Here is a 23067-nt window from a genome sequence, read left to right on the forward strand (position 1 = left end):
ATGTTTGACAGGGCAGCACGCATCAGGGCTGGACTCGCTCCCAAACACGCGGCGCCCACGGAAAAGGACACGCGGGTGTCGGTCGATCTGGCGCATCTGCGCGGGCTTCAGGGGCAGGCACGGTCCCTCAACTTTTTGCCGCGCCAGCCGTCGAACAGTGTGCTGAATGGTCGCCATGCCTCTCTCATGCGGGGCCGCGGGCTCGCGTTTGAAGAGCTGCGTGGATACCTGCCGGCGGATGACGTTCGCTCGATCGACTGGAAGGTGACGGCGCGCATGGGGAAACCTTATGTGCGTGTGTTTACCGAAGAAAGGGATCGCCCGGCCTTGATCGTGGTTGATCAGCGGATGTCGATGTTCTTCGGCTCCTCCCTGAACATGAAATCCGTCACGGCCGCCGAATGTGCGGCATTGGCGGCGTTTCGCATACTCGACCAAGGGGATCGGGTCGGCGGGATCGTATTCGGAGATGAGATCATTGCGGAAATCCGGCCTCAGCGTAGCCAGTCTGCCCTGAACCGGTTCCTGCAGGCCATAGCATCGGCAAACGCCTTGCTGCGCGCGTATGCCCCGGATGTCACGCCTGTTGGCTTGAATCGCGTACTCGCTTCGGTCAATCGGATCGCCTCGCGTGACCACCTGATCATCGTTTTGTCGGACTTCGATATTGTCGATGACACGACCCGTAAACTGGTCCGGGGGCTGGCACGCCACAATGATCTTGTTCTGGGACTGGTAACGGATCCGATTGCCGACGAACTTCCCCGGGGCTTGAAGTTGACCATTTCAAACGGAGAGCTGCAGGCCGAAATCGATACGGGTGAAAAGACTGTGCATCGCAATCTTGCCGAGATGGCGCGCGGTAGAATTGCCGGTGTTCTGGATTGGAGCCGCACCTTGGGCGTGCCTGTCCTACCGCTGTCGTCCGCGCAAGACAGCCTACAACAAATGCGTCGATTGATGGGCATTCCGGTAAGATGAACGAAACTGCTGATATCGCGCCTGTAACGCTGCTCGATTTGATCGAGCAACTCGTCCCGCCTCAAGAACCACCTGCTGTGTCAATGATGCCCCAGACCTGGGGTTGGGGCGTTCTGATGGTCATGGTTTTGGGGTTGGCGATCTATTTTTTCCAGCGGTGGCGCGCGCACTATCGGGCCAACGCTTACCGCCGTGACGCGTTGGCTGCGCTTGATGCTGCCCGTTCGGACCCGGCGGCCATCGCCGAAATTCTCAGGCGGTGCGCTTTGGTGGCATTCCCGCGCAAAGGCGTCGCTGGCATCAGCGGGCAGGACTGGCTTGGGTTTCTTGACCGTACCGGAGGAACAACCGTTTTCACCGAAGGCGGCGGGAAGGCTATATCGCACGCCCCCTATACAAACGCCCCGCCCACAGACGCCGGTTTGCTGGAAGCTGCGAAAAACTGGGTTCGGAACCACAAGCGGGAGGACTAAGGTGATCGGGTTGGGTTTCCCCTATGCTTTGCTTATGTTGCCCCTTCCGTGGTTCATCTGGCGGTTCCTTCCAGCACGTAAGGAAAAGGTGCCAGCGCTTCGGTTTCCATTCTTTCGAATGATCGTCGCAGCTGCGGAAACCACGCCCGCAGCCGGAGCCGTGGTATTGCGTAGAACCCGGTTACAGATGACCTCGGCCATCGCCATCTGGATCCTCCTTGTGCTGGCATTGGCGCGGCCCGAACATCTGGGTGCGCCGATCGAAATCACCCGCTCTGCAAGGGATGTTGTTCTGGCTCTTGATATCTCGGGTTCGATGGACACTGTGGATTTCGAAATGCCGGATGGAACCCGCGCGCAAAGACTGGCAGCCGTGAAACAGGTCGTTCAGGATTTCGTTGCCCAACGCGACGGCGACAGGATTGCGCTGATCGTTTTTGGAACCCGCGCATTTCTTCAAGCGCCCCTGACCGAAGATCTGGAGACGATCAGCGAACTGGTCGGCCAGACCGAAGTTGGAATGGCCGGACCGAACACCGTCATCGGCGATGCAATCGGACTGGGGATCAGAACCTTCGAGATCAGCGAGGTGGAACAGCGCCTCATGATTCTGCTGTCTGACGGCAGTGACACAGGCAGTCGTATGAGCCCGCTCAACGCATCTGAAATTGCCCGCGAGCGGGGCGTTGAGATCCATACCATCGCCGTGGGGGACCCCAACGCGTCAGGCGAAAACCGCGTTGATGCGCAGGCTTTGTCGGATATCGCTGCACGAACGGGGGGCAGCGCGTTTTTTGCATCGGATACCGAAGCGCTCACGGCGGTTTACGACCGCATCGACGAACTGGCCCCTCGGCTGGTGGAACAGATTTCGTATCGCCCGCGCACGCAACTTGCGTCCTACGTGTTGGGATTGGCGTCCTTGTTGGGCGTGCTCACACTGGCGTACCTGACACTCCGGCACGGCAGGCGGAGCATGGTGTAATGGAGCAGATCGCGACCGAACTCACCCTCTTTGTCGAAGCGTTTCACTTTATTCGGCCGCTATGGCTGATATTAATCCTGCCATTGGCCATCATGTGGTGGCTGAATCGTCGTGCTTTTGTGCGAACGGATCCGGTGTCAGACCAAATTGCACCCCACCTGCGAAAGGCGCTGACGGTGGGGGCGACGGCGCGCAGAAAACACCTGCCGATTGATCACACCGCGCTGCTTCTGATGCTGATGATCACGGGCGCGGCAGGCCCGACCTGGACGCGACAGGTGGATCCGTTTCTGGCGCAAACGGTGCCGCTTGTCATCGCGCTGGAAGTCGCGCCATCGATGACCACAACAGACCTGTCACCCGACCGTCTGGAGCGTGCGAAGTTCAAAATCCGGGACTTGTTGGACCTCCGAGCCGGTGGTCGGACGGCGCTGGTCGCGTATTCGGGCACGGCGCACCGCGTCTTGCCGTTCACCGAGGACCCGCAAGTCATGTTGCCCTATCTCGAGGGGTTGGCACCGCAAGTCATGCCGAAAGATGGCTCCGATATCCTAGAGGCATTGGATTTGTCGCTTGATTTGCTGGCCTCGGAACAATCGGGGGGCGTCTTGTTTGTTACTGATGGCGTAAGTCCGGCAGAGGCAGATCAGCTCAATACCACCGAGCGGGCTACGGTTGCTGTGCTGGCAATGTTACCGGACGCGATCGGTGACAGAGGTCTGGATGCACTGAGCCTACCCGTCGTTCGGGCAACACCGGATGCATCGGATATCACCCGTTTGGACCGTATATTGAACACGGATTACCGCCGGGCCACATTGCAAAATAGTGAGCAGCCTTGGGAAGATCGCGGTTGGTGGCTGGCTTTTCCTGCCGTTTTTCTGGCGCTCATCTGGTTCCGAAAGGGTTGGACGATGCGGTGGTCTGCGCGGGCACTGGCCTTTCTGGTCACCGTACATCTGCCCGCGCAGGCGCACGCGGATGGTGTGGTGGATTGGTTTCTGACGCCCGATCAACAAGGATACCGTGCCTTTCAGAACAATCAGTTTCCAAAGGCGGCGGACGCGTTTTCTGACCCGCTTTGGAAAGGACATGCACAGTATCGTGCGGGCCGGTATGAAGATGCCGTCAATACTTTGCAGCAGCTCGACACGCCCGAGGCCTCTTTCACGCAAGGGTTGGCCCATATCAAGAACCGCCAATACCGGGACGGCGTGCGCGCATTTGAGACGACGCTTGAGCGGGATCCGAACTTTCCCGGTGCTGCGCAGAACCTGCAAACCGCGAAAGAGATCGTGGCCTATGTAGAAGACGCAAGAGAAGCATCAGACACGGGTGAAGACACCGGAATAGGGGCGGATGATGTTGTTTTCGATAACGAAGACGCGCGTGGAACGGACACGCAAACCGACCCGCAACCAAAAGGAGAAGCTGCAATCCTGAGCACCGAGCAATGGATGAATACCGTCGACACAAGCACCGGCGATTTCCTGCGCCTGCGGTTCCAGTTCGAGGTGAACACCAATTGATACGTGCACTGATCATATGCTTACTCGCGCTGACGGCGAACCAGCATGCCGCGGCTCAGAACGCCCTCGAACCTCAGGTGACTGTCGCGCTGGACTCTGAACAAGTCATACCAGGGCAGGCCGCAGACCTGCGTATCACGGTTCTGGTTCCGACATGGATGACCAAGCCCGTTTTGTTTCCCAGTTTTGAGGCCCCGAATCTAAACGTTCGGCTCCCCGAGCGGGCCACCAACCCCATTAGCCAAGCCGTAGATGGCGAGACATGGTCCGGCGTCAGTCGCCGATATCGGATCATGCCGATGGTGCCCGGTCGCATTGAGGTCCCTTCGCAGGAATTGGTCGTAACTTGGGCCGATCCTGAAACAAACGCCCCACGCGAAGACCGTATTGGCATCGATCCGGTCATGATCACAGGCGTACTGCCGGAAGGTGCAGAAGGACTGTCCCCTTTTATCGGAGCCACCAGTTTGACGCTGACCCAAGACGTTTCGAGGGATCAGGAACCGCTCGAACCAGGCGACAGTGTTACGCGAACTGTTACAGCTATGGTCGAAGGGACATCGCCCATGTTCCTGCCGTCACTCATTCCTACGCCACCGATCGAAGGGATCGCCACGTACCCTTCCGAGCCCGTTCTGACCGAAACAGAAACGCGCGGGTCTTTAAGCGGAACACGCGTTGAACAGGTCACGTATCTCGCGCAGACCGGTGGAAACGACCAAGCAGATAGCATTACCTTGGAGTGGTTCAATCTGGAGACCGGGGAAGTAGAAACCGCGACCTTAGACGCCATTTCGCTGGTCGTGGATGCGCCCGTCAAACGCGATCTCTCTGAGAGGGCCTTGCGAATGGTAGTTCTGGCTGTCGTGGTGCTTTTGGCGCTTCTTTCCGCCCTCCTGATTGTCCGGAAACGGCTCTTGTCATACTGGAGGCGCAGCCGAGCCGAACGCCATGCGCGTATTTTGGCCTCTGAAGCCTATGCGAGAACGGCATTGTCCAACGCCATACGTGGCCGGGATTATGATGCAGTTATCAAAGCGATGGACGTTTGGTGTGAGCGGTTGTCCCATGACGATCCGCTGCAAGATGCTGCGATCCGCGCCGCCCTAGACCGCATCGGCGCGGAACTGTTCGGCCCGTCAAAAGTCGGCCCTAACGCCGCCTCCTGGCCCGAGTTGGAGGCCGCGCTCCGGCGATATCGTCGCAAGGCACCTTGTGCAGGTTCTCCGAACGCACTTCCACCGCTCAATCCCGCAAGCTATTCCGGCAGGAGAATTTGATGATCCGTTTACCTTGGCTTCCACGGCTTTCGGGCTTTGTCTTGCGACATCTGGTATGGTCCTACAACAGCCTGAACAAGAAGCGGAGCCCTACGGCGTGGTCTGGGATGTATCCCGAGAACAGTGGGATCATGTCTATCCGGATGCGGTGTTATCCCGGAAGCCGGACCGCATTAGACTGGCCGCTCCCAGAGCTGGAGCGGGCGGAGGGCCGTATTATGAAACGCAGAGGGAACCCGATGAAACAGAATCTCCTATCCATCGCTATGGCCTGCGTAACGCTTGTTGTCTCGCCCTTCTCGGCCGGGGCGGAAGAAAGGCCAAAGCTCATTCTGCAGATAACCGTTGACCAGCTGCGTGGAGACTTGATCCTGCGCCATCAGGATCAGTTCGGTGAAGGTGGTTTTCGCTATCTGATGGAACAAGGCACATATTATCGAAACGCACATCATACCCATGCGAACACGGAAACCATTGTAGGCCACACAACTCTGGCAACTGGTGCAAACCCGGCAGCGCATGGCATGGTCGGCAACCTCTGGTATGATCGTGCTGCCGGACGCACGGTCTATAACATTGAGGACCCCGACTATTCGATTTTGACCAGTGGAGCGGATGTCGATGACGCGACCGAAATCGACCCCACACAACGCGCCGCAAACAGCGATGGCCGCTCACCACGCGCGATCCTGACCTCGACCTTTGGTGATGAATTGATCATCAGCACGGCCGGGCAGAGCAAGGTGTTCGGCGTCTCGATCAAAGACCGGGCTGCTGTTGCCATGGCAGGGCACGGGGGGAAGGCCTTCTGGTTTTCCAAGGCCGTCGGCCAGTTTGTGACCAGCAGCTACTATTATGACGCCTATCCAAGTTGGGTTGAGGATTGGAATGCACAGCAACTGCCGCAGAGCTTTAGCGGCCAGACCTGGCAATTGTTGCAGCCCATCGAAACCTACCTGTTTGGAGCGAAGGATGATCAGGAATGGGAACCGGATTTTGCTGATTTCGGTCGTACATTTCCGCACCCGCTGGGAACCGTGGATGACAAGTTTTTTACGACACTTCTGACGCTGAGCCCGTTTGGGGATCACATCACAGCCGACTTTGCCAAAACGCTTATTGACGCTGAAAATCTGGGGGATGATGCAGTCACCGACTATCTCAGCGTCAGCTTCTCCGTGGCCGACTATGTCGGGCATTTCTTCGGGCCGTCCAGCTTGGAATACGAGGATAACCTGCTGCATCTGGATCGCACTCTGGCCAACCTTTTTGCCTATGTCGACGATCAGGTAGGGCTTGAAAACACACTGATCGTGCTGTCATCCGATCACGGTGCACCCGAGGCCCCCGGCTATCTTGCATCGCTTGGAATACCCGGCGGCAACGTGTCGCCTGACGAATGGGACGCTGCGCCAGCACTGGCGCGTATCCGGGATCGCTTTGGCATAACTGGTGATTTGTTCGAAGGGTATGACCATCCCTACCTGACCCTCTCAGAGGCAGTTCGTAACAATCCGGATATCGATCAGTCCGAGCTGGAGACAGCCATTTCGCGAGAACTGGTCGCATTTGAAGGGGTCGCCTACGCCGTGCCGACATCCCGCTTGCGCGATGCATCCCTGCCGCAGAATGCACTGACACAAGCCATCCTGAACAACTACAACCCGGATCGTTCTGGCGATATCCACGTCGTTTTCCAACCCGAGTGGTTCATAAACGATATGGATGGGCTCTCTGTAACTGTGACCCATGGATCGCCGTGGCGTTACGATACCTATGTTCCGATAATATTCGCCGGATTCAACATAGGTGCCGAGACCGTGTCGCGGCCTGTGCACACGATAGATGTGGCGCTGACATTGTCACAAATTGCCGGAACCCGTCCCCCGTCGGGCGCGACTGGGGGTGTCTTGTATGAGGTAGTAGACCATTAGGCGCGTTGTTCGAAGTGGCGGTGGGGTATTTGCTGCGAAGTTCTGATTTTCAGTGCGCACCGCGCTTGGATCGGTCACGCGGCTAAAAAGCCCACTTTCCTCGAAACCAAACCCTGATTCAGATGAAAGCTTGCATCATAATTTGACCAAATTAAGCAAGCATTTGGCTTGAAATCAAATGAGCTCGGACCCTTTCAGCCCAATATTGGATGTCAGTACCGTTGGCGGTGCCTAACCAGTTGCAGACACAAGGGTGGAGGAGCGGTCATGAGGCCCGAAGCAGTAAGTGCTGTGGAAGTCATCAGCATGTATTTGAACAGACACTACGAAGCAGATCAACGCGCCGATGGGATGGTGGAGATGCTCTTGGAGAACGCGATTTCCAGTTCTGATTTTTGGCCATTGCTGCATGGGCTTTGGGGTGGTTTTCAAAAGATCGACCACACCATGTTTGTTCATGCAATGGATGTCGAAAAACGGAAATCGTGTTGGATGCCGACAACCGGATGGCATCGTCTTCCCAAGGAAATCACGGTGTATCGTGGTCAAAGCTTGCAGAAGGAAGTTGGATTGTCTTGGACCACCAGTTTTCATGCGGCTGCGGACTATGCGATCGGAAACAACGGAAGGTCGATCAAAACACCCATTATCCTTGCGACCAAAATCGACAAGAAAGCTGTCGCAATGGTCATAGAGAACGAAGCTCCGAATGATTTGGTCTTATGGAAAGCACCAAGGATTTCTGATTGTATCATAAAGCAGGTTTCACCCGTCACACACTGATGAACAGCATAGCCTCGAGAGCCCAGGATTACGGGCCCCACAGAAGTGTCTATACTCTCAAGCTGATGTTCTAAAATCGGGCGACGGGTCTTCGCCCGCAATACATGGTTTGGCCCGACCGGTCACTCTGCGCTCATTCCGAGATGGTCGCGCCAAGGGACGAATTCGCAGGGGTTGGTCTGATCGATATCCGAAGCTTCGGTCATCTGGTGCCAAGGAGGATTTTGAACAAAGAGCCAGAGCTGGCCTTGACCAAGGCCGGTTGCGATATAACGCTCCATCCCGATCAGCCTACTGGACATATAGCTTTGTTCATCCAAGCGAAAACGAGTTCGCAATCAAAATAGCTTCTCATTTCCCAGTTTGACATTAGGCTGGAACCGATGTTCCGACAGCTCCTACCCATATCGGCACTACTTCTTGGATCAGGCCTTCTTCTGTTCGCAGGTGGGGTCCATGGCCTGATACTTCCGGTTCGGGGCTCTTTCGAAGGGTTTTCTGCCAGTGCACTGGGTCTTTTGGGAACGGGGTGGGCAGTCGGATATGTAGCTGGATGCCTTGTTGCACCAAGGCTGGTTGGAGCAGTGGGACATATTCGCACCTTCGGCGTCATGTGCGCTCTCGCTGCCGTAACGATCCTTTTCCAAGCTGTGGTAGTAGAAACATGGGCCTGGATACCATCGCGCGCAGTTTCAGGTTTTTGTTTTGCGGGCGCTGCAATGATCGTCGAGTCTTGGCTCAACGACAAGGTTGAACCCAATACGCGTGGTACGGTCTTTGGCATCTACACGATGGTTAATCTGGGTGCGGTGACAGCCGGTCAGATGGCTATCTCACTGGGAGATGCAAAGGGTTTCATCTTTTTTGCCATTGGCGCGATGGTGTATTGCTTGGCGCTGATACCAACAGCTCTGTCAACTTCGGCATCGCCCGCTCCGCTGACATCTGTGCGTCTCGACCTACCAGCGTTGTGGCGAAACTCACCCGTTGCGGTCGCAGCTGTCTTTCTTGTTGGCATTTCTAATGCAGCATTTGGGACACTTGCTGCGGTGTATGCTGATCGCGTGGGGTTATCACTGACTGCAATTGCCTTGTTCGCAAGTATTCCGGTTTTGGCCGGAGCTTTTGCGCAAATCCCGATTGGATTTGCAAGTGATCGAATGGACCGCCGCAAAGTCTTGCTGTTTACAGCGGTCGTGGCGCTCGCTTCTGACCTGGCTTTCGTCCTTCTTGCGCCAGAGTCGCGTGTCATAAACCTTGCTTTGGTCGGGATATTCGGCGCTGCAATTTTTGCGATGTATCCGGTCATCGTTGCGCACGCGAATGACCATGCGCCACCAGGCACGTCGATCCAGGTTTCAGGCGGGCTTTTGATGGTTTTCGGCTTAGGTTCGATCGTCGGGCCGTTGATCGCTGGTTTGGCGATGGCCGGGCTCGGGCCGCAAGGTTTGTTTCTGACAACCGTCGTAGCGCATTGTCTGATGATCCTGTTCACGATCTGGCGCATTCTCTCTAAGTCGGCCGTTCCCGAGGACGAGAAGACGGCATTCCGGGTCAGCGCCCCTGCCAGGGTGGTTACGCCTGAAACTGCCGCACTTGCTGCTGGTGAAGATGAGGCAATTTCGCTTGCTGAAGCCGAGATCGAGTTGGGCACCCCATCGGATGTGACGGATCCGATGGGGTCAAGAACAAATTCTGAAGACAGGCAGTCGTGATCTTTTTCAGTGCATGAGCAGCGCGATGTTGGGCCACCCCCGGCGTCATTGGAGCGCTTTGAGGATTTTCCTATCACTCGTCAACAACACGAAACTCACCGGAAGGTGCGTCAGTAGGTGGCTCTTCGAACTCATTTGAAATCAAACCGCGACGGATGAGCTCACGGATGGCCGCCGCTCTGGACGGCAATCTGTTCTCAAACCGCCAATCATCGATAGCCTTAAGCTCTTCTAAGTCGAGCATCAGTTGCAGTTTTTCGGTGCGCTTGGGTGGTCGATTTTGATCTGACAATGATATGACCTCAGTCGCTTACGTCACTTACTCCATGCATGTATAGCAATGCGCCTGCGTGTCTACATCCATGTTGGCATGTTGAGCTGGATACCCAGGATCATGAAATACCCCATGATACGCCTGATACGTATCGTAAGTATATGAAATTATTTGATAAAAAGTAAAAACTGCTTATGTTCCCCTCTATAAACAACGCAACGGAGTGGAAATGCTACAGCAAGTATTGAAGTCTGAAGTTCAGGAAGAAACGAATGATACGGGCATCGATAAGGATGCATGGATCGCTAATGCAGTGACGGAAGTTCTGGCCGATACCATGGTTCTCATGGTGAAAACGCAAGGCACGCACTGGAACGTAGTGGGTCCGCTGTTTCTGCCGATCCATGAACTGACAGAACGTCAATATCGCGATCTGTTCGAAGCCACTGACGAACTGGCTGAACGTGTGCGCGCGCTGGGTCAGGTGGCACCGATTTCGTTCACGGACATGATCAGCCAAGCCAAACTGACCGAAGAAGAAACGGTCAAAGACGCAGAGGGCATGATCAAACAATTGGTCGCGGACCACGAAGCGATAGTTCGAAACCTGCGTGACACCGCCGCGACTGCGGCGCGTTATGGCGATGGGGCTACAGAAGATCTGATGAACGCCAGAATGTCGAAGCATGAGGAAGCAGTCTGGATGCTGAAGGCGATTGTTGCAGCCTGATAGTCGGATTTCGCCGAATTGAACCAGTGTTTGAGAAGAAAGGATAAATGATGACACGAGTTGGGTACGAAAAAAAGGCGCAGCTGCAACTGGATAGCTGGAATGCCCAAATTGACGTTCTCGAAGCTAAATTGAAAGTGGCGGAAGCGGATGCCAAAATCGAACTCGAAGAACAACTTAGTCAACTCTACGAGGTAAGGTCCGATGCCGAAGCGCAGCTGAAGGATCTGAAATCGACGAGCGACGAGGCTTGGGAAGATGTCAAAGAAGGCTACGAGGCCGCCTGGGGCGATATGCAGAATGCCTTGAAACAGGCCGCCGACCGGTTTGCGTAACGTATCTGGCTGGGCGTTTGCACTTAGGTCGAATTAATGATGGTGGGCGGAGCGTAAACGCTCAGAAATTGGCTGAGATGATTGCGTCCCGCGACCGTCATGCTCTGTGACCAGACACTGCCACAAATGCGCAGGTTGCTTGCGCAATACGAAGGCTCTGCGACCTGCGTGCTTTTTGATGGTTTGGATGGGAGTTACGCAAACCGATGCGTGAACTCCGGCAATGGTTTTGGGTCGATACTGACACGTGGAGTCTGAGACTTCGAACGCCAAGTAACGCAACGACGGCAAGCAAATCGGCTGCGGCCCTGATATCAGGCGACTTGCTACAGGTCGACAATAGGGCGGCAGCTCTTAAGCCATGATCAGCCTTGCGTCATTCGCAAGAAATTGTACGCCCGAGAAGACGACATCGATTTCGGGTTTTTCCTTCCGCATCGATTGCGTCCATCGACCAGCCGCCATCTGCTCTCAGGCTCAACATCAAGAAGCCGAAATCGCTATTGCTCACAACGGTGCTTGCCAGGCTGCCAGCCACTTCGACGTTGGTCGCATGATCCGTGGGCATAGGATCCAGTTGAGTTCCTCCATTGCCACTTATCCCTTGCACCGGACCGTCCAGCATATCGATCGCCTGAAAAGCGTGGATATGCCCTGACAAAACCAGGCTGACTGTTTCTGGAATAAGTCCTCCGAACGCTGCCCGCTGGGTATCGTCACCATCAATCAATTCCCCGAAAGCATGCATGTTCACCCAAAGTGGCCGGTGCGTGAGAAACCAGGCTTCGCCGCTGGTTCTTGCAAACAGGTCTTGGGCCATTCGCCGGTAGACATTTGTCAGGTCGGGGCTGCTTTGCGGGGCCGGTCCAGCGGACGAGTCAAACGCAATCAGACTAAGACCATCGACAGAAACGACCCACGGCAGGGTTACAACGGGGCAACTAAAGGGACGAGCCCCGGCTTCGAAGTACCGGAACCACCCTTTATCGCCGCGTCCGCAGTTTTCGTGATTGCCTCGAAGAAATAAGAACGGGACGCGCCTGAGCAGACCTTCCGCCGGGTCCAACCAGTCCGCAGCCCAGGAGTCGAAGGTGTCACCGAAAGGAGATCCGCCGCATTTTTCTGCGTCTGGGCATTGCGATGCCCGATACAGGTAGTCGCCAACATGGATAACCAGATCCGGAGATCGGTCTGTGATCTCCTCCAGAATGGAACTCAAGGGCCAAGCGGTTGGATCATTGCAGTTCTGTACTCTGCCGCCGCGAATTCGGCACCCGGTATCCCCGATCACGGCAATCCGTTGCAAGCTTGGATTGAGCGTGGGCAGCGGGGTTCCTTCCAGCAGTATCTCGCGAACCAGTTTTGACGCGTGGTATTCGCAAACCAGATGCGGGAACTGGTCCTCGGGCATCGCTCGCTTTTTCATCGCAACAGCCTGCCCATCGATTTGCAAAAGGGGGCAGTCAGGCGAGGCAGAGATTGCTCTTACAATAATTTGGTCATCGGGTCCGAGTTGGACCCAATGATGCAGCACGTCGGCTTTGGAAGGTAAAACAGCAAAACACAGCCAAACCCACGCCCCAAAAACGAGTGAAGCGGTTCTCGTCAACATGCCGGCCCCCTTTCCGAAATTGATGCAAGGTTAGGGAAGGGGCTCTGTATGTCCAGTGATTATCCTGCGCCGTGGACGCGAGCGGGCCGAGGATTCAGGCGGTTCCAACCGGTTGCCTGTCAGGTCTCATGTCATCGGGGCGCATCGCGATGTAATGTTCAAGCTTCGCCTTGATGCCCCCGAACTCCGGATCGTCAAACAGATTGTTCTGCTCACAGGGATCTGAAACCAGATCATACAGTTCACCTGCACCCGAGTTCAGTTCCACCGTCATCTTGTGTGTTCTTGTGCGTACAGTACGCAATTCCAGCGCCATACCCACGCGCCCCGGCAGCAGACCCCATTCGTTGAGTGCAAAGTCACGACGCCCTTTGTTCTCTAGCACATCGCGCAGGCTTGTGCCGTGCTGTGTCTGCAGTGGTGCAGCATTGCCGTAGTCCATGAAGGTTGGTCCCAGATCGAGGGTTGAAACCGGCTCGTCCACCGCCTGTCCAGCTGGGATGCCGGGCCCTCGAACAATCATGGGAACCCGCAACAGCCCCTCGTAGTGCATCGGTCCTTTCAGTATCAGCCCGTGATCGCCCAGCCAGTCGCCATGGTCCGAGATGTAGATAACGATGGTGTTCTCATCCAGACCGGCTTGTTGCAGGGCAATCAGCATGCGACCGACCTCGTGGTCAATATAGGCAATTTGACCATAGGTATTGGCAATTATCTCGCGCAGTTGTTCATCTGTTTGCGGGGCAATCCGGCTGTATGCCTTGCGCACATCAGCGAACTTCGGATCCGCCGGTTCGTTCTCAATCGCCGCAAGATGCCACCACGGCTTGCCGTCAAAGTCTCGTGTTCGATTGGGTGGCAGATCTACCTCTTCAGGCTTGTGCAGCCATGACCAGGGTTCGGGGCAATCAAACGGGTGATGCGGATCAGGAAAGCTGACCCAGGTGCAAAATGGCGTTTGGGCGTCCCGGCCGTGATTAAGCCACTCGATGAACCGATCTGATGTCCAGCTTGTATTGTGGAATGCTGTCGGCAGTTTCGAATGCCAGGTCTGGGCCGCATCCCTTGTGTCACCCGCATTGTCCCACATCAGTTTGGTGCGGTCATCCCCACGTCCGTCAGCGTGATAGAACCGTTCATAATGCTGTCCCAGCGGCGGTTTTACGGGTGCCCACCAATTATGCCCGACCAGCATTAACTCAACGTGCTGAAAACCCATGTAGGGCCCATTCCACCGCTCATCATAGTCAGCCCCGGATTGAAGGCATTCCGGTGTGCCGGTTGGCTCGTAGGTGTGATAGGTTGAAAAATGCGCCTTTCCGAAAAAGCTGGTCTGGTATCCAGCCGCTGCCATTGCACCGGCCCAGCCCTTTTCCCCGACATTAGGATCAAGGTCGATGCCGTTGTCATGAACCCCGTGCGTGCGACATAGCTGCCCCGTCAGAATCGACGCCCGTGCTGGCTGACAGACCACGGACGGCGTAATACATGACGTAAAGTAGGTTCCGTCGTTGGCTAACTGGTCCAGATGCGGTGTCTTGACGTTACGCCCCATGAATCCAAAGCAGTCCGCACGTTGCTGGTCGGCAGAAATCAAGAGGATGTTCGGGCGGCTCATATTTGGGGCTCCGTACGAGAACGATTGGAAAGGAAGACGACGGTCACGGCGAGAGCCATAAAAATGGCGGCGATGGGATTGGTGAACAGGAACCACGCGTCGCCGCCGGTTGCGGCAAAGGCCTGGCGCGCGGTTTCTTCAAGATTGCCGCCGAGGATGAACGCAATCACAAAAGGCAGAGGCGACATGCCCAACCGCCGCATCAGATATCCAAGGACTCCAAACCCGACTGCAAACCAGATCGCGGACATGCGTGCCTCTTGCACGTAGATAGCGGTGAACGTCAGCAACAGAACCACGGGCAGCAGGATGTGTTTGGGGATATGGATCATGTGACCGACAATCCGCATGAACCCGCCACCAATGGTCCAGTTGAGTAGATTTGCAAGCATCATGACCGTAAACAGGCCAAAGGCCATGACCAATTCCGGATTGATGCTGCCTGTTGTGAACTTGAAAACCGACGGCCCGGGATTGAATCCACCGATACTGTCCGCGGCAAGGATAAGAAACACTGCAGCGGCATTTCCCGGAATGCCGAGACTGAGAACTGGGATAAGGTTCGCGCCCGAGACGGAACTGTTGGCGGCCTCGGTGGATGCAATGCCTTCTGGCGCCCCATTGCCAAACTGCGTTGCATCTGGGGTTTTCTTGGCGTGACGTCGACTTCCGGTGGTGAACCCAAGTGTCGCGGCCAGCGTGCTACCGACGCCCGGCAAAGCACCAATCGCCGTTCCGATCATGGCCGAGCGCGCAATGTAAGGCGCAATACGAAGCAGGTCAGCACGGTGCAAACGTTGATCGCCGGTTTCCGTGTATTGGGGCTGCGCTTTGGTAAAGCGGTGTTCGTGCCACAGGTCCTCGATGGATTTGAACACTTCGCCAAGGATCAAAACGCCTAGTATGGCCGTTGCAATCGGAAATCCCTGCGCCAGAGTTTGCGATCCCATTGTCAGGCGTGGATAGAAGTCTTCGCCCGTTCCGATGTACACCGCCAGCAGGCCAAGTCCCATGGAAATCAGCCCCTTACCCACTGAGTCCCCGATGACCGAGGCGATGAATGCAAGCGACAGGATCAACAGAGCTGTTTTCTCTGGCAGGTCCAGATAGGCTTCGACCAGTACAGCCAAGAATGGTGCACACAGGACCAAAACAATATCCGAGAACGTGTCCCCTGAAGCCGAGCTTACATGAGCGACCTTTAGTGCTTTGCGGGCCTTGCCTGCCTGCGTCATCGGATAGCCGTCCAGTGTGGTCATAAACGCGTCCGGTGTGCCTGGCGTGTTGAACAGGATCGCGGGAACGGCTCCTCCGATTGTGGCGCCTTTCATGATCCCGATCAGAAAGCCCATGACGGGCAAAAGCGCGTCTTGCGAGAATCCGAAGATTGAAATCAGGATTGGCAACGAGATCGCCATCGCCATCGGACCGGCCAACCCCGGCGTTGCCCCCACAGCGATGCCCAGAAGGAACCCGAACAAAACCATGACCGGTGTCACCGGAACACCAATGCCGGCAATCGCGAACAGGTCCGGGCCCTGAAACACGGCCCCGACGCCGAGTTGGATATAGGTCCAGACCTCCATCATACGTCGCCGTTGGGTGGCAGCAACAGGTCATCAAACGGGACATCATACAGCAGGATCAACAGCGCACTTGCGATGACGCCAACCACCACTGCCCGGTAAGACGGACGTCCTTCGATCAGCGCGATCAGCGCGGCAATCATCACTGTGCCGCCAAGGAAGAACCCGACCATGTTCCAGGGTGCTGTCGTGCGCAGCGATGCATAGCTTTCCCCGGGGCCAAATAAGGCCACCGCAGCTGGTCCCGACCAACGCATGATTGTGAAAGTCAGCAAAAGCAGCCCAAGTAGCATCGCCAGATAACGCAGATTGGTCAGACGCATGCGCCCGTCCATCGCCGTTGCGCGCTGTAAGAGCAGCAAAAATCCTCCAACACCTATGAAACCTGCAGCGAGTGTGGGGGCAAGTGCGTCACCGATCGTCACCTGACGGCGCACCTTTTCGATCAGACCCGTTCCGGTATCCAAGGGAACCCAGACCAAAGCGATCACCAAAGCCGCCACGATGGCGACAAGCGCGACGACGCGATTTGTATGGTTTTCCGGGGACATACGCCTGTCTCGCTGAACCAGAATGACTGTGGCGAAGTGTGGTTGCCCCGCCAGAGGGCGGGGCAATCATGTTATTCGGACGCCGCCTCCAACAACGCGCCGGCCTCAACATACTCGGCCTGCAAACGTTCTTGCAACGCGTCGCCCGACTGGATCAGCGGGCCGCCAAAGGCTTTGGTGATCATCGCGTTGGACTTCGTGCCTTCGGTTGAGATAGCCGTACCGATGGCCGATGCCAAAGCGTCCCGTACCTTCGGATCCATGCCGCCGGGGCCCACAAAGACAAAGGCACCGTCAGAGTTGAACTCGACACCCAGATCCGCAAATGTCGGTGCGTCCGGCGTCTGTTTCAGGGGCTCGGACAGCGCCGAGGCCAGATTGACCAGATCCCCGGCGGCAACACCTTTGCCCTGGATGCCGGCCATGAAACCAAGGTCCATGTCACCCGCATTCACGCCATTCATAACTGCACGGCCACCTTTGACCGACACAATGTTAAAATCGACGCCCTGCGCCTTGCCCAGCAGATACGCGAGGTCGGCAAGACGTGGGCTCATCACGCCAAACCGCAGCTCTTCGCCGGCCTTGGCAGCGGCAACCACATCTTCAAAGCTGTTCCAGCCTTTGGAAGACAGTGACACGACCCCCATCTGGAAACCCGCTGTCGTGGTAATGCCGGTGAAGTCCGCAGGGCTGACGCCTGCATCAGCAGCTTTCATGTTGTAACCCAGCGTCTCTGTCACAACCATTCCAATGACGGACCCGTCATTCGGCATATCCTTGATGGCCAAGGCAAGGTTCATCCCGCCCTTTCCTGTCACTTGCTCGGGTATGAACTCCCAGCCGGTTGCCGCTTCGAGGTCTTCCGCGATCAATCGGGCCTGCGTATCGGCACCACCCCCTGCAGCAAACGCAATCATGAGCTTGATGGGGCCCGGCGGCGCCCACTCCTCGGCCTGCGCCGATACCGCCAGCGCCGCAGCAAAAACGATAGCCGCGATGGTCTTGAATGCGAAATTCATAGCGTTTCCTCCCTGACGCAACAGGTCAAGCATCGTCGGAAATAAGTTGACCTGTCAACTAATATCAGTTGACGCATCAACCAAACTGCCCCTACGATCATGCAAATGAGGGGTGATTTATGACACTGGACAACGACCACCATCTGGGGCCCTACGAAGAGCCGTTGGAGCAGATGATCACCCTGCGTCTGGCCCGCGTATATGCTCGGCTTAATGCCCAAGCGGCCAAAATCCTTAAAGAATCCGCAGGTCTCTCTCAGGTTCAGTGGCGGGTTTTGGTGATGCTGATCAGTCTCGGCCCATTGTCCGCGCATCAGATCGTACGCCGCCTTTTGATGGACAAGGGCCAACTCAGCCGCACAATAAAGATAATGGAAAAAGACGGGCTGCTTTCGGTGCGCGGCAGCGAATCAGACAGCAGGGCCTCGGTTCTGGAAATCTCAGCCAAAGGACGTGAGCTTTACGAACGTGCCCTGCCGCAAATGCGCGAACGCCAATCATTTTTGAACGCAAAGTTCACAACCGAGGAGCGCCGCAAGTTCATTGAAGCGCTCGGACGTATCGAGGCGGTTGTACAGGACTTTGAGATGGAGGCATCGTGACCAACTTTTTGGTGATCATGTCGGATGAGCATCAGGCACGCGCCATGGGTTGCGCCGGTCATGACTTTGTCCAGACGCCGCATCTGGATGCGTTGGCAGCTCGTGGAACCCGGTTCACAAACGCATATACTCCTAGTCCGATCTGCGTCCCCGCACGTGCGTGTTTCGCCACAGGCCAGCCGGTTCACGTCACGCGCCTTTGGGACAATGCCATGCCCTATTCCGGCCAGATGCAGGGTTGGGGCCACGCCCTGCAACAAGGCGGGATACCGGTCGAAAGCATCGGCAAACTGCATTACCGCGCGCCCGAAGACCCCGCCGGATTTGACGTCGAGCACCTCCCGATGATGGTAGCCGACGGGGTTGGCATGGTTTGGGCTTCGATCCGGCGCGAGGATGAACGCGTCACTGCAGGTCCAAGAATGCTGGGGGAATACATCGGACCGGGTCACAGCCGATACACCGAATACGATGCAGCCGTCACAAAGCGGGCCGAAGACTGGTTAATGGACCGAGCAGCGCGAGGGGGGCCCCAACCATGGTGCCTGTACGTTGGTCTCGTCGCTCCACACTTCCCGCTGGTTTGCCCGAAAGAGTTCTTTGAGTTGTATCCCACCGACATTCTGCCCCCGGTCAAGTTGCACCCCGATGAGGGCCACTTGCGCCACCCGTGGGTAGAAAAACAGAACGCGATGATGGATAGCGAAAACCGGTTCTCCAGCCAACAAGAACGTCTTACGGCGATGTCGGCTTATTTCGGGCTTACAAGTTGGCTCGACAGTAACGTGGGCCGTATCCTGAACGCTTTGCAAGCCAGCGGCATGGCTGAGGACACTGTCATAGTCTATACCTCGGATCACGGTGACAACGTCGGTGCACGCGGGCTGTGGGGAAAGTCCAACCTGTATGAGGAAAGTGTGGCGATACCTATGATTATGGCTGGTCCTGATGTACCTGTCGGTACCTGTGAGACCCCGGTCAGCCTTTTGGACCTCGCCGCAACCATCCCTGCGCATTTTGGTCAGGACTTCCGCTCGGAGGGGAGATCGCTTTATGAAATTGCCGCAGGTCCATCTGACCCGGATCGCTTGATCCTGAGCCAGTACCACGCCGCCGGGGCAGTGTCCGGTGCGTTCATGCTGCGCCAGGGTCGTTGGAAACTGAACCAATATATCGGTTTTGAGCCTGAACTGTTTGACCTGGTCGCAGACCCGGAGGAATTGATCAACCTCGCTTCGGATTCCGGTCATAAAAAACGCTTGAGCGCATGGAAAACGCGATGTCGAATCTCTTGAATATCGAAGCTGTAGACGCGCAAGCTTTCGCTGATCAGGCTGCTTTGATCGCGCATTACGGCGGTCGTGAAGCCGCACTCAAACTCGGCGCTCCCGGCGCCACTCCGCCACCCGGGGTCACGTGATGAAACTCACCATTCTTGGGTCCGGCTCGCCCGAGGCTTACGCCCGCCGCGCTTCAAGCGGTTATCTTCTTGAAATCGGCAAAGATGTGATCCTGTTTGATTGCGGCGGCGGCGTGTTCGACAATCTGCTGCGCTCTGGCCGGTCACCTTCGGACGTCACGCACCTGTTTTTCACGCATCTGCATACCGACCACATGATGGACTATGCGCGGCTTGTACACGCAGCGTGGGACGAAGGCGGTGCGCCGCTCAAAGTGTTCGGCCCGACCCCAATCGCGCAGATCACCAACGGCTACTTTGGTCAGAATGGGGTCCTTTCCCACGACCTTCGTGCCCGCACGCAGTTTGCCCCAAGCCAAGAGGTCTGGAAAGCGCGCGGAGGCAGCCTACCGCGTCCATGGCCTGCGCCAAAGGTGAAAGAAATAGCACCCGGATTTACATATCAGGGCGAAGGCTGGTCGCTGAATTCCTGCGAAGTTCCGCACGCGCAGCCCTTTTTGTCCTGCCTTGCATTCTCGGTGCAAAGCGATGAGAAGAAATTTGTTTATTCCGGCGATGCGGGCCTGTGCGATGACCTGTCCGCTCTTAGTCAAGACGCAGACTTGCTGCTGCATTGGTGCTATCGTTTGGACGGTGAGCCCGCAAATCCCACGATTGCTGCCTTGACGCCGACCCCAAGCGAAATTGCATCAGCCGCGAAAGACGCTGGAGTCAAACAGCTCTTACTGACTCATTTTCGTGTTCATATGGATAGCGAATCCTCACACGAAACCGCTTTGAACAGCATTCGCGGAGTGTTTGAAGGCCCGTTTGGCATTGTGGAAGATCTGCAAGAGTACTCGGTCTGACTGTTGCGCGATCAGACAGAGGCCGCCGCAAAGTGTGGATACGTTTCGTTATCTTCAAGTGATGTTAGTTCAGCTGAGGGGCTTGGCGTTGCTTTGCCGTCTCACACCGAAACTGCGGTTCTGAGCTGATGCTTCTCGATCTGGGATTTCTCCCCATGCAGGTACGGCGTTCCGCGTTCTAAAACCAGGAAACTGTCGCCCAGGGCGTATGCAAAATCAAAATACTGTTCGACGAGCACTATCGCCATCTCACCCTGGTCGCGCAGCAGGCGAATGACATCTCCTATTTGCTTGATAATATTGGGTTGAATGCCCTCCGTTGGCTCGTCCAGCAGAAGCAGCTTTGGTTTCGTGATCAGCGCACGCGCGATTGCAAGTTGTTGTTGCTGACCTCCAGACAAGTCGCCCCCGCGCCGCGCAAGAAACTCTTTGAGGATTGGAAAAAGCTCAAAGATATAGTCCGGGATCGTGTGATCGGTGCGAGGCAGGCAGGCAAAGCCGGTTTCGAGGTTCTCGCGAACGGTCAAAAACGGGAAAATCTCGCGACCTTGCGGAACGTAGGCCACACCTTTTCTGGCGAGGTCATAGGCCGTGGCCCTGCCGATCTCTTCACCGTTGAGCAGGTATTGACCTCCGCTGCGGGGATGCGTGCCGGATATGGCTTTCAACAAGCTCGTCTTTCCCACGCCGTTGGTACCCATCACGCATGTGACATGACCCTGTCGCGCGGTGATGTTTACATTGCTCAAAATCTGGCTGCCACCGTAGTGCAGCGACAGATCAGAGATTTCAAGAAGGTTAGCGCCCAAGATAAACCTCGATTACTCTTTCGTCCCGAGTGACATGGTCCAACGATCCTTCCGCAAGAACCGAGCCTTCGTGCAACACGGTCACTCTGCAGTTGAGGCGGCGGACGAACTCCATATCGTGCTCGACAACGACGACAGCCCGGGTTTTGGCCGCCTCGACGAGGATGTCGGTGGTGTGCTCACGCTCTGCCGGAGTCATTCCGGCCGCCGGTTCATCCACCAGCAGCAATTGCGGGTCCTGCGCCAGCAGCATGCCGATTTCAAGCCATTGTTTTTGACCGTGGCTGAGTTCGCCTGCTTTGCGGTCCAGAGCGTTTTGCAACCCAATTTCTTCAGCCAGTCTGGCGACTTTCGCGTGATCTTCCTGTCGCGCCCGGAACCGGAGCACGGCCAGCGGTCCGCGCTTGTTTTTCAGGGCAAGCATCAGGTTTTCGCGCACGCTTTGATCTTCGAACACGGTTGGGCGTTGGAATTTTCGCCCCACGCCGGCCTGCGCGATCTGACTTTCGCTCATCGACAGTAGCGAGACCGACTTTTCGCCCCATAGAACATGACCGTCGTCTGGCTTGGTTTTGCCTGTGATGATGTCCATGAAGGTCGTCTTGCCTGCTCCGTTCGGGCCGATGACAGCCCGCATCTCGGCCGGGCCGATTTGGAATGTCAGGTTGTTGATGGCCTTGAAACCGTCAAAGGACACGGAAACCCCAGAGACTTCGAGCAGCGTGCTCATTCATTTGCCTCCTTTTCGCGCAGCGACCCAAGGTCGGGGCCCAGATCGGCACCATGTCGATCCGGCGCGCGGCGCTCTGTGAGCTTGTCGATCAGCCCTCCTATGCCGCGGGGCGCGAACAGCGTGACTGCAACAAACGAGAGCCCCAGCAGAATGGTCCACCAGTCGACCCATTGGATCGTATAGAACCCAAGTGAGATGTCGGGGGCTTGCCCACCCGTGAACCAAGTCGACAGCAGCGAGACAAAAGCTGCACCGATCACGGCACCGTAGAGTCTTCCACGTCCGCCGATCGCCACCCAGACGGCCAGATAGATTGACGCGATGGGCGCGATCTCAGCCGGGTTGATGATACCTGCCTGCGGGTAATACAACGCGCCCGCGATCCCGCAGATCACGGCGGTGAAGGTGAAGATGAAAAGTTTGTAGGCCTCGACCGAATAGCCAAGGAACCGAACCCGGCTCTCATCATCGCGGATGGCGCGAATGACCGATCCGAACTTGCCGGACACCACCCATGCACAAACAAGATAGCCCAACCCAAGCGCCAAAGCGGATGCCCAGAAGAACAGGATCGAAATCGTTGACTGCGGCACCGCATCAAGCCCCGGCAGGTTTTGGAGCCCGGACAAGCCGTTATTCCCGCGCAATCCGCTGTCATTTTGGAACAGGTACAGGGATAGCGCGAGCGTCATCGCTTGCGTCAGGATGGACAGATAGACCCCGGTTACGCGGCTGCGGAAGGCCAGCCAGCCAAAGACCAGAGCCAGCAGACCCGGCACCAACACGACGGCAGCCAGTTGTAACGGCAGTGAATGCGCAAAGGCCCAGATCGGAGGGAACTCGGACGCACCGACAACGCCGAAAATCTGAGTGGCGATACCATCCGAGATTTCTTGCGCGGTTGGTGGCAAGGTAGAGGCCGCGAGGCTATCAACCACGATAATCTCGGTACGGGCGTACATGAGCCACATGCCGATTGCATACCCGCCAATGCCAAAGAAGGCCATGTGTCCCAGGGACAGGATACCGGTGTATCCCCAGACCAAATCCATCGCCAGCGCGGCAAGACACAAGCACAGCGTCTTACCCAAAGTCTTGATAAAACTGGTAGAGATCAGCCCGATACCAAAGCCTTCGCCCAGCACGGTGATGATCGCCGTAAACAGGGTCAGGACGATCAGAAAGATGACGACAGAGGGATAGCGCAGCGCCAGCGGCTTGCGTATCGGCTCGGCTGTGGATGTCAT

Annotated in this window: 23 protein-coding genes; 13 read left to right on the forward strand and 10 right to left on the reverse strand. The window is 56.4% G+C overall.

Translation table 11 applies throughout. From position 1 onward, the window contains the following. From ACR3EN_RS19395 to ACR3EN_RS19425, 7 genes are all read left to right on the forward strand, one after another. Nucleotides 1-981 carry a DUF58 domain-containing protein gene (locus ACR3EN_RS19395; protein WP_480843565.1) on the forward strand — a complete coding sequence of 327 codons (981 nt, stop codon included), beginning with the start codon at nucleotides 1-3 and terminating at the stop codon, nucleotides 979-981. After that, nucleotides 978-1454 carry a DUF4381 domain-containing protein gene (locus ACR3EN_RS19400; RefSeq protein ID WP_480821299.1) on the forward strand — a complete coding sequence of 159 codons (477 nt, stop codon included), beginning with the start codon at nucleotides 978-980 and terminating at the stop codon, nucleotides 1452-1454. Before ACR3EN_RS19395 ends, ACR3EN_RS19400 begins: the two co-directional genes overlap by 4 nt. 1 nt (nucleotide 1455) lies before the next feature. Then, nucleotides 1456-2439, forward strand: coding sequence for a vWA domain-containing protein (locus tag ACR3EN_RS19405; RefSeq protein ID WP_480821297.1), 984 nt, complete (start codon nucleotides 1456-1458; stop codon nucleotides 2437-2439). Then, a complete protein-coding gene (locus ACR3EN_RS19410) occupies nucleotides 2439-3968 on the forward strand; it encodes a VWA domain-containing protein (protein ID WP_480821295.1) in 1530 nt (509 codons plus the stop codon). The genes ACR3EN_RS19405 and ACR3EN_RS19410 overlap by 1 nt, the downstream gene beginning before the upstream one ends. Next, the gene (locus ACR3EN_RS19415; protein ID WP_480821293.1) at nucleotides 3965-5248 is read left to right on the forward strand and encodes a hypothetical protein; all 1284 of its coding nucleotides are present in this window, start codon (nucleotides 3965-3967) and stop codon (nucleotides 5246-5248) included. The genes ACR3EN_RS19410 and ACR3EN_RS19415 overlap by 4 nt, the downstream gene beginning before the upstream one ends. A 239-nt stretch (nucleotides 5249-5487) precedes the next feature. Then, nucleotides 5488-7182, forward strand: coding sequence for an alkaline phosphatase family protein (locus ACR3EN_RS19420; RefSeq protein ID WP_480821291.1), 1695 nt, complete (start codon nucleotides 5488-5490; stop codon nucleotides 7180-7182). A 267-nt stretch (nucleotides 7183-7449) separates the two neighbouring features. Continuing rightward, nucleotides 7450-7965, forward strand: a complete 516-nt coding sequence (locus tag ACR3EN_RS19425) for a hypothetical protein (RefSeq protein ID WP_480821289.1) — start codon at nucleotides 7450-7452, stop codon at nucleotides 7963-7965. Nucleotides 7966-8087: 122 nt separating this feature from the next. Here the strand turns inward: ACR3EN_RS19425 and ACR3EN_RS19430 are convergent, their stop codons facing one another. Beyond that, entirely contained in the window at nucleotides 8088-8246 is a 159-nt protein-coding gene (locus ACR3EN_RS19430) for a hypothetical protein (protein WP_480821287.1), read from the reverse strand. A 102-nt stretch (nucleotides 8247-8348) separates the two neighbouring features. On the opposite strand from ACR3EN_RS19430, the gene ACR3EN_RS19435 reads away from it, so the two are divergent. Then, nucleotides 8349-9680 (forward strand): MFS transporter, encoded by a 1332-nt coding sequence (locus ACR3EN_RS19435; RefSeq protein ID WP_480821285.1) that lies wholly within the window; start codon nucleotides 8349-8351, stop codon nucleotides 9678-9680. 73 nt (nucleotides 9681-9753) lie between these two features. On the opposite strand, the gene ACR3EN_RS19440 is transcribed toward ACR3EN_RS19435, so the two are convergent. Continuing rightward, on the reverse strand, nucleotides 9754-9972 hold the full coding sequence (locus ACR3EN_RS19440) for a hypothetical protein (RefSeq protein ID WP_152456637.1): 219 nt from the start codon (nucleotides 9970-9972) through the stop codon (nucleotides 9754-9756). Nucleotides 9973-10183: 211 nt separating this feature from the next. Here ACR3EN_RS19440 and ACR3EN_RS19445 point away from each other — a divergent pair, with 211 nt between their 5' ends. Together ACR3EN_RS19445 and ACR3EN_RS19450 are read left to right on the forward strand one after the other, a co-directional pair. Further along, on the forward strand, nucleotides 10184-10684 hold the full coding sequence (locus tag ACR3EN_RS19445; RefSeq protein ID WP_480821283.1) for a Dps family protein: 501 nt from the start codon (nucleotides 10184-10186) through the stop codon (nucleotides 10682-10684). A gap of 47 nt (nucleotides 10685-10731) precedes the next feature. Further along, nucleotides 10732-11019 carry a sll1863 family stress response protein gene (locus ACR3EN_RS19450; protein ID WP_480821281.1) on the forward strand — a complete coding sequence of 96 codons (288 nt, stop codon included), beginning with the start codon at nucleotides 10732-10734 and terminating at the stop codon, nucleotides 11017-11019. 376 nt (nucleotides 11020-11395) lie between these two features. On the opposite strand, the gene ACR3EN_RS19455 is transcribed toward ACR3EN_RS19450, so the two are convergent. The 5 genes from ACR3EN_RS19455 to ACR3EN_RS19475 all read right to left on the reverse strand — a co-directional run bounded on the left by ACR3EN_RS19455 (nucleotide 11396) and on the right by ACR3EN_RS19475 (nucleotide 17408). Further along, the gene (locus ACR3EN_RS19455; RefSeq protein ID WP_480821279.1) at nucleotides 11396-12631 is read right to left on the reverse strand and encodes a metallophosphoesterase; all 1236 of its coding nucleotides are present in this window, start codon (nucleotides 12629-12631) and stop codon (nucleotides 11396-11398) included. 94 nt (nucleotides 12632-12725) lie between these two features. Then, nucleotides 12726-14249, reverse strand: coding sequence for a sulfatase-like hydrolase/transferase (locus tag ACR3EN_RS19460; RefSeq protein ID WP_480821277.1), 1524 nt, complete (start codon nucleotides 14247-14249; stop codon nucleotides 12726-12728). Next, nucleotides 14246-15838 (reverse strand): tripartite tricarboxylate transporter permease, encoded by a 1593-nt coding sequence (locus ACR3EN_RS19465; protein ID WP_480918479.1) that lies wholly within the window; start codon nucleotides 15836-15838, stop codon nucleotides 14246-14248. The genes ACR3EN_RS19460 and ACR3EN_RS19465 overlap by 4 nt, the downstream gene beginning before the upstream one ends. Beyond that, nucleotides 15835-16386, reverse strand: a complete 552-nt coding sequence (locus ACR3EN_RS19470; protein WP_480821273.1) for a hypothetical protein — start codon at nucleotides 16384-16386, stop codon at nucleotides 15835-15837. Before ACR3EN_RS19470 ends, ACR3EN_RS19465 begins: the two co-directional genes overlap by 4 nt. A 71-nt stretch (nucleotides 16387-16457) precedes the next feature. Next, nucleotides 16458-17408, reverse strand: a complete 951-nt coding sequence (locus ACR3EN_RS19475) for a tripartite tricarboxylate transporter substrate-binding protein (RefSeq protein ID WP_480821272.1) — start codon at nucleotides 17406-17408, stop codon at nucleotides 16458-16460. A 119-nt stretch (nucleotides 17409-17527) separates the two neighbouring features. On the opposite strand from ACR3EN_RS19475, the gene ACR3EN_RS19480 reads away from it, so the two are divergent. The 3 genes from ACR3EN_RS19480 to ACR3EN_RS19490 all read left to right on the forward strand — a co-directional run bounded on the left by ACR3EN_RS19480 (nucleotide 17528) and on the right by ACR3EN_RS19490 (nucleotide 20278). Beyond that, nucleotides 17528-18010, forward strand: coding sequence for a MarR family winged helix-turn-helix transcriptional regulator (locus tag ACR3EN_RS19480; RefSeq protein WP_480821270.1), 483 nt, complete (start codon nucleotides 17528-17530; stop codon nucleotides 18008-18010). After that, nucleotides 18007-19305, forward strand: a complete 1299-nt coding sequence (locus ACR3EN_RS19485) for a sulfatase family protein (protein WP_480918480.1) — start codon at nucleotides 18007-18009, stop codon at nucleotides 19303-19305. Before ACR3EN_RS19480 ends, ACR3EN_RS19485 begins: the two co-directional genes overlap by 4 nt. 124 nt (nucleotides 19306-19429) lie before the next feature. Further along, nucleotides 19430-20278 carry an MBL fold metallo-hydrolase gene (locus ACR3EN_RS19490; protein WP_480821266.1) on the forward strand — a complete coding sequence of 283 codons (849 nt, stop codon included), beginning with the start codon at nucleotides 19430-19432 and terminating at the stop codon, nucleotides 20276-20278. A 101-nt stretch (nucleotides 20279-20379) separates the two neighbouring features. On the opposite strand, the gene urtE is transcribed toward ACR3EN_RS19490, so the two are convergent. The 3 genes from urtE to urtC are packed head-to-tail and all read right to left on the reverse strand — an operon-like array spanning nucleotide 20380 to nucleotide 23067. Then, the gene (urtE, locus tag ACR3EN_RS19495; protein ID WP_480821264.1) at nucleotides 20380-21087 is read right to left on the reverse strand and encodes an urea ABC transporter ATP-binding subunit UrtE; all 708 of its coding nucleotides are present in this window, start codon (nucleotides 21085-21087) and stop codon (nucleotides 20380-20382) included. Continuing rightward, nucleotides 21077-21817 carry an urea ABC transporter ATP-binding protein UrtD gene (gene urtD / locus ACR3EN_RS19500; protein ID WP_480821262.1) on the reverse strand — a complete coding sequence of 247 codons (741 nt, stop codon included), beginning with the start codon at nucleotides 21815-21817 and terminating at the stop codon, nucleotides 21077-21079. The genes urtE and urtD overlap by 11 nt, the downstream gene beginning before the upstream one ends. After that, nucleotides 21814-23067, reverse strand: coding sequence for an urea ABC transporter permease subunit UrtC (gene urtC / locus ACR3EN_RS19505; protein ID WP_480821342.1), 1254 nt, complete (start codon nucleotides 23065-23067; stop codon nucleotides 21814-21816). The genes urtD and urtC overlap by 4 nt, the downstream gene beginning before the upstream one ends.

The sequence above is a fragment of the Ruegeria sp. G7 genome (genome assembly GCF_056535465.1).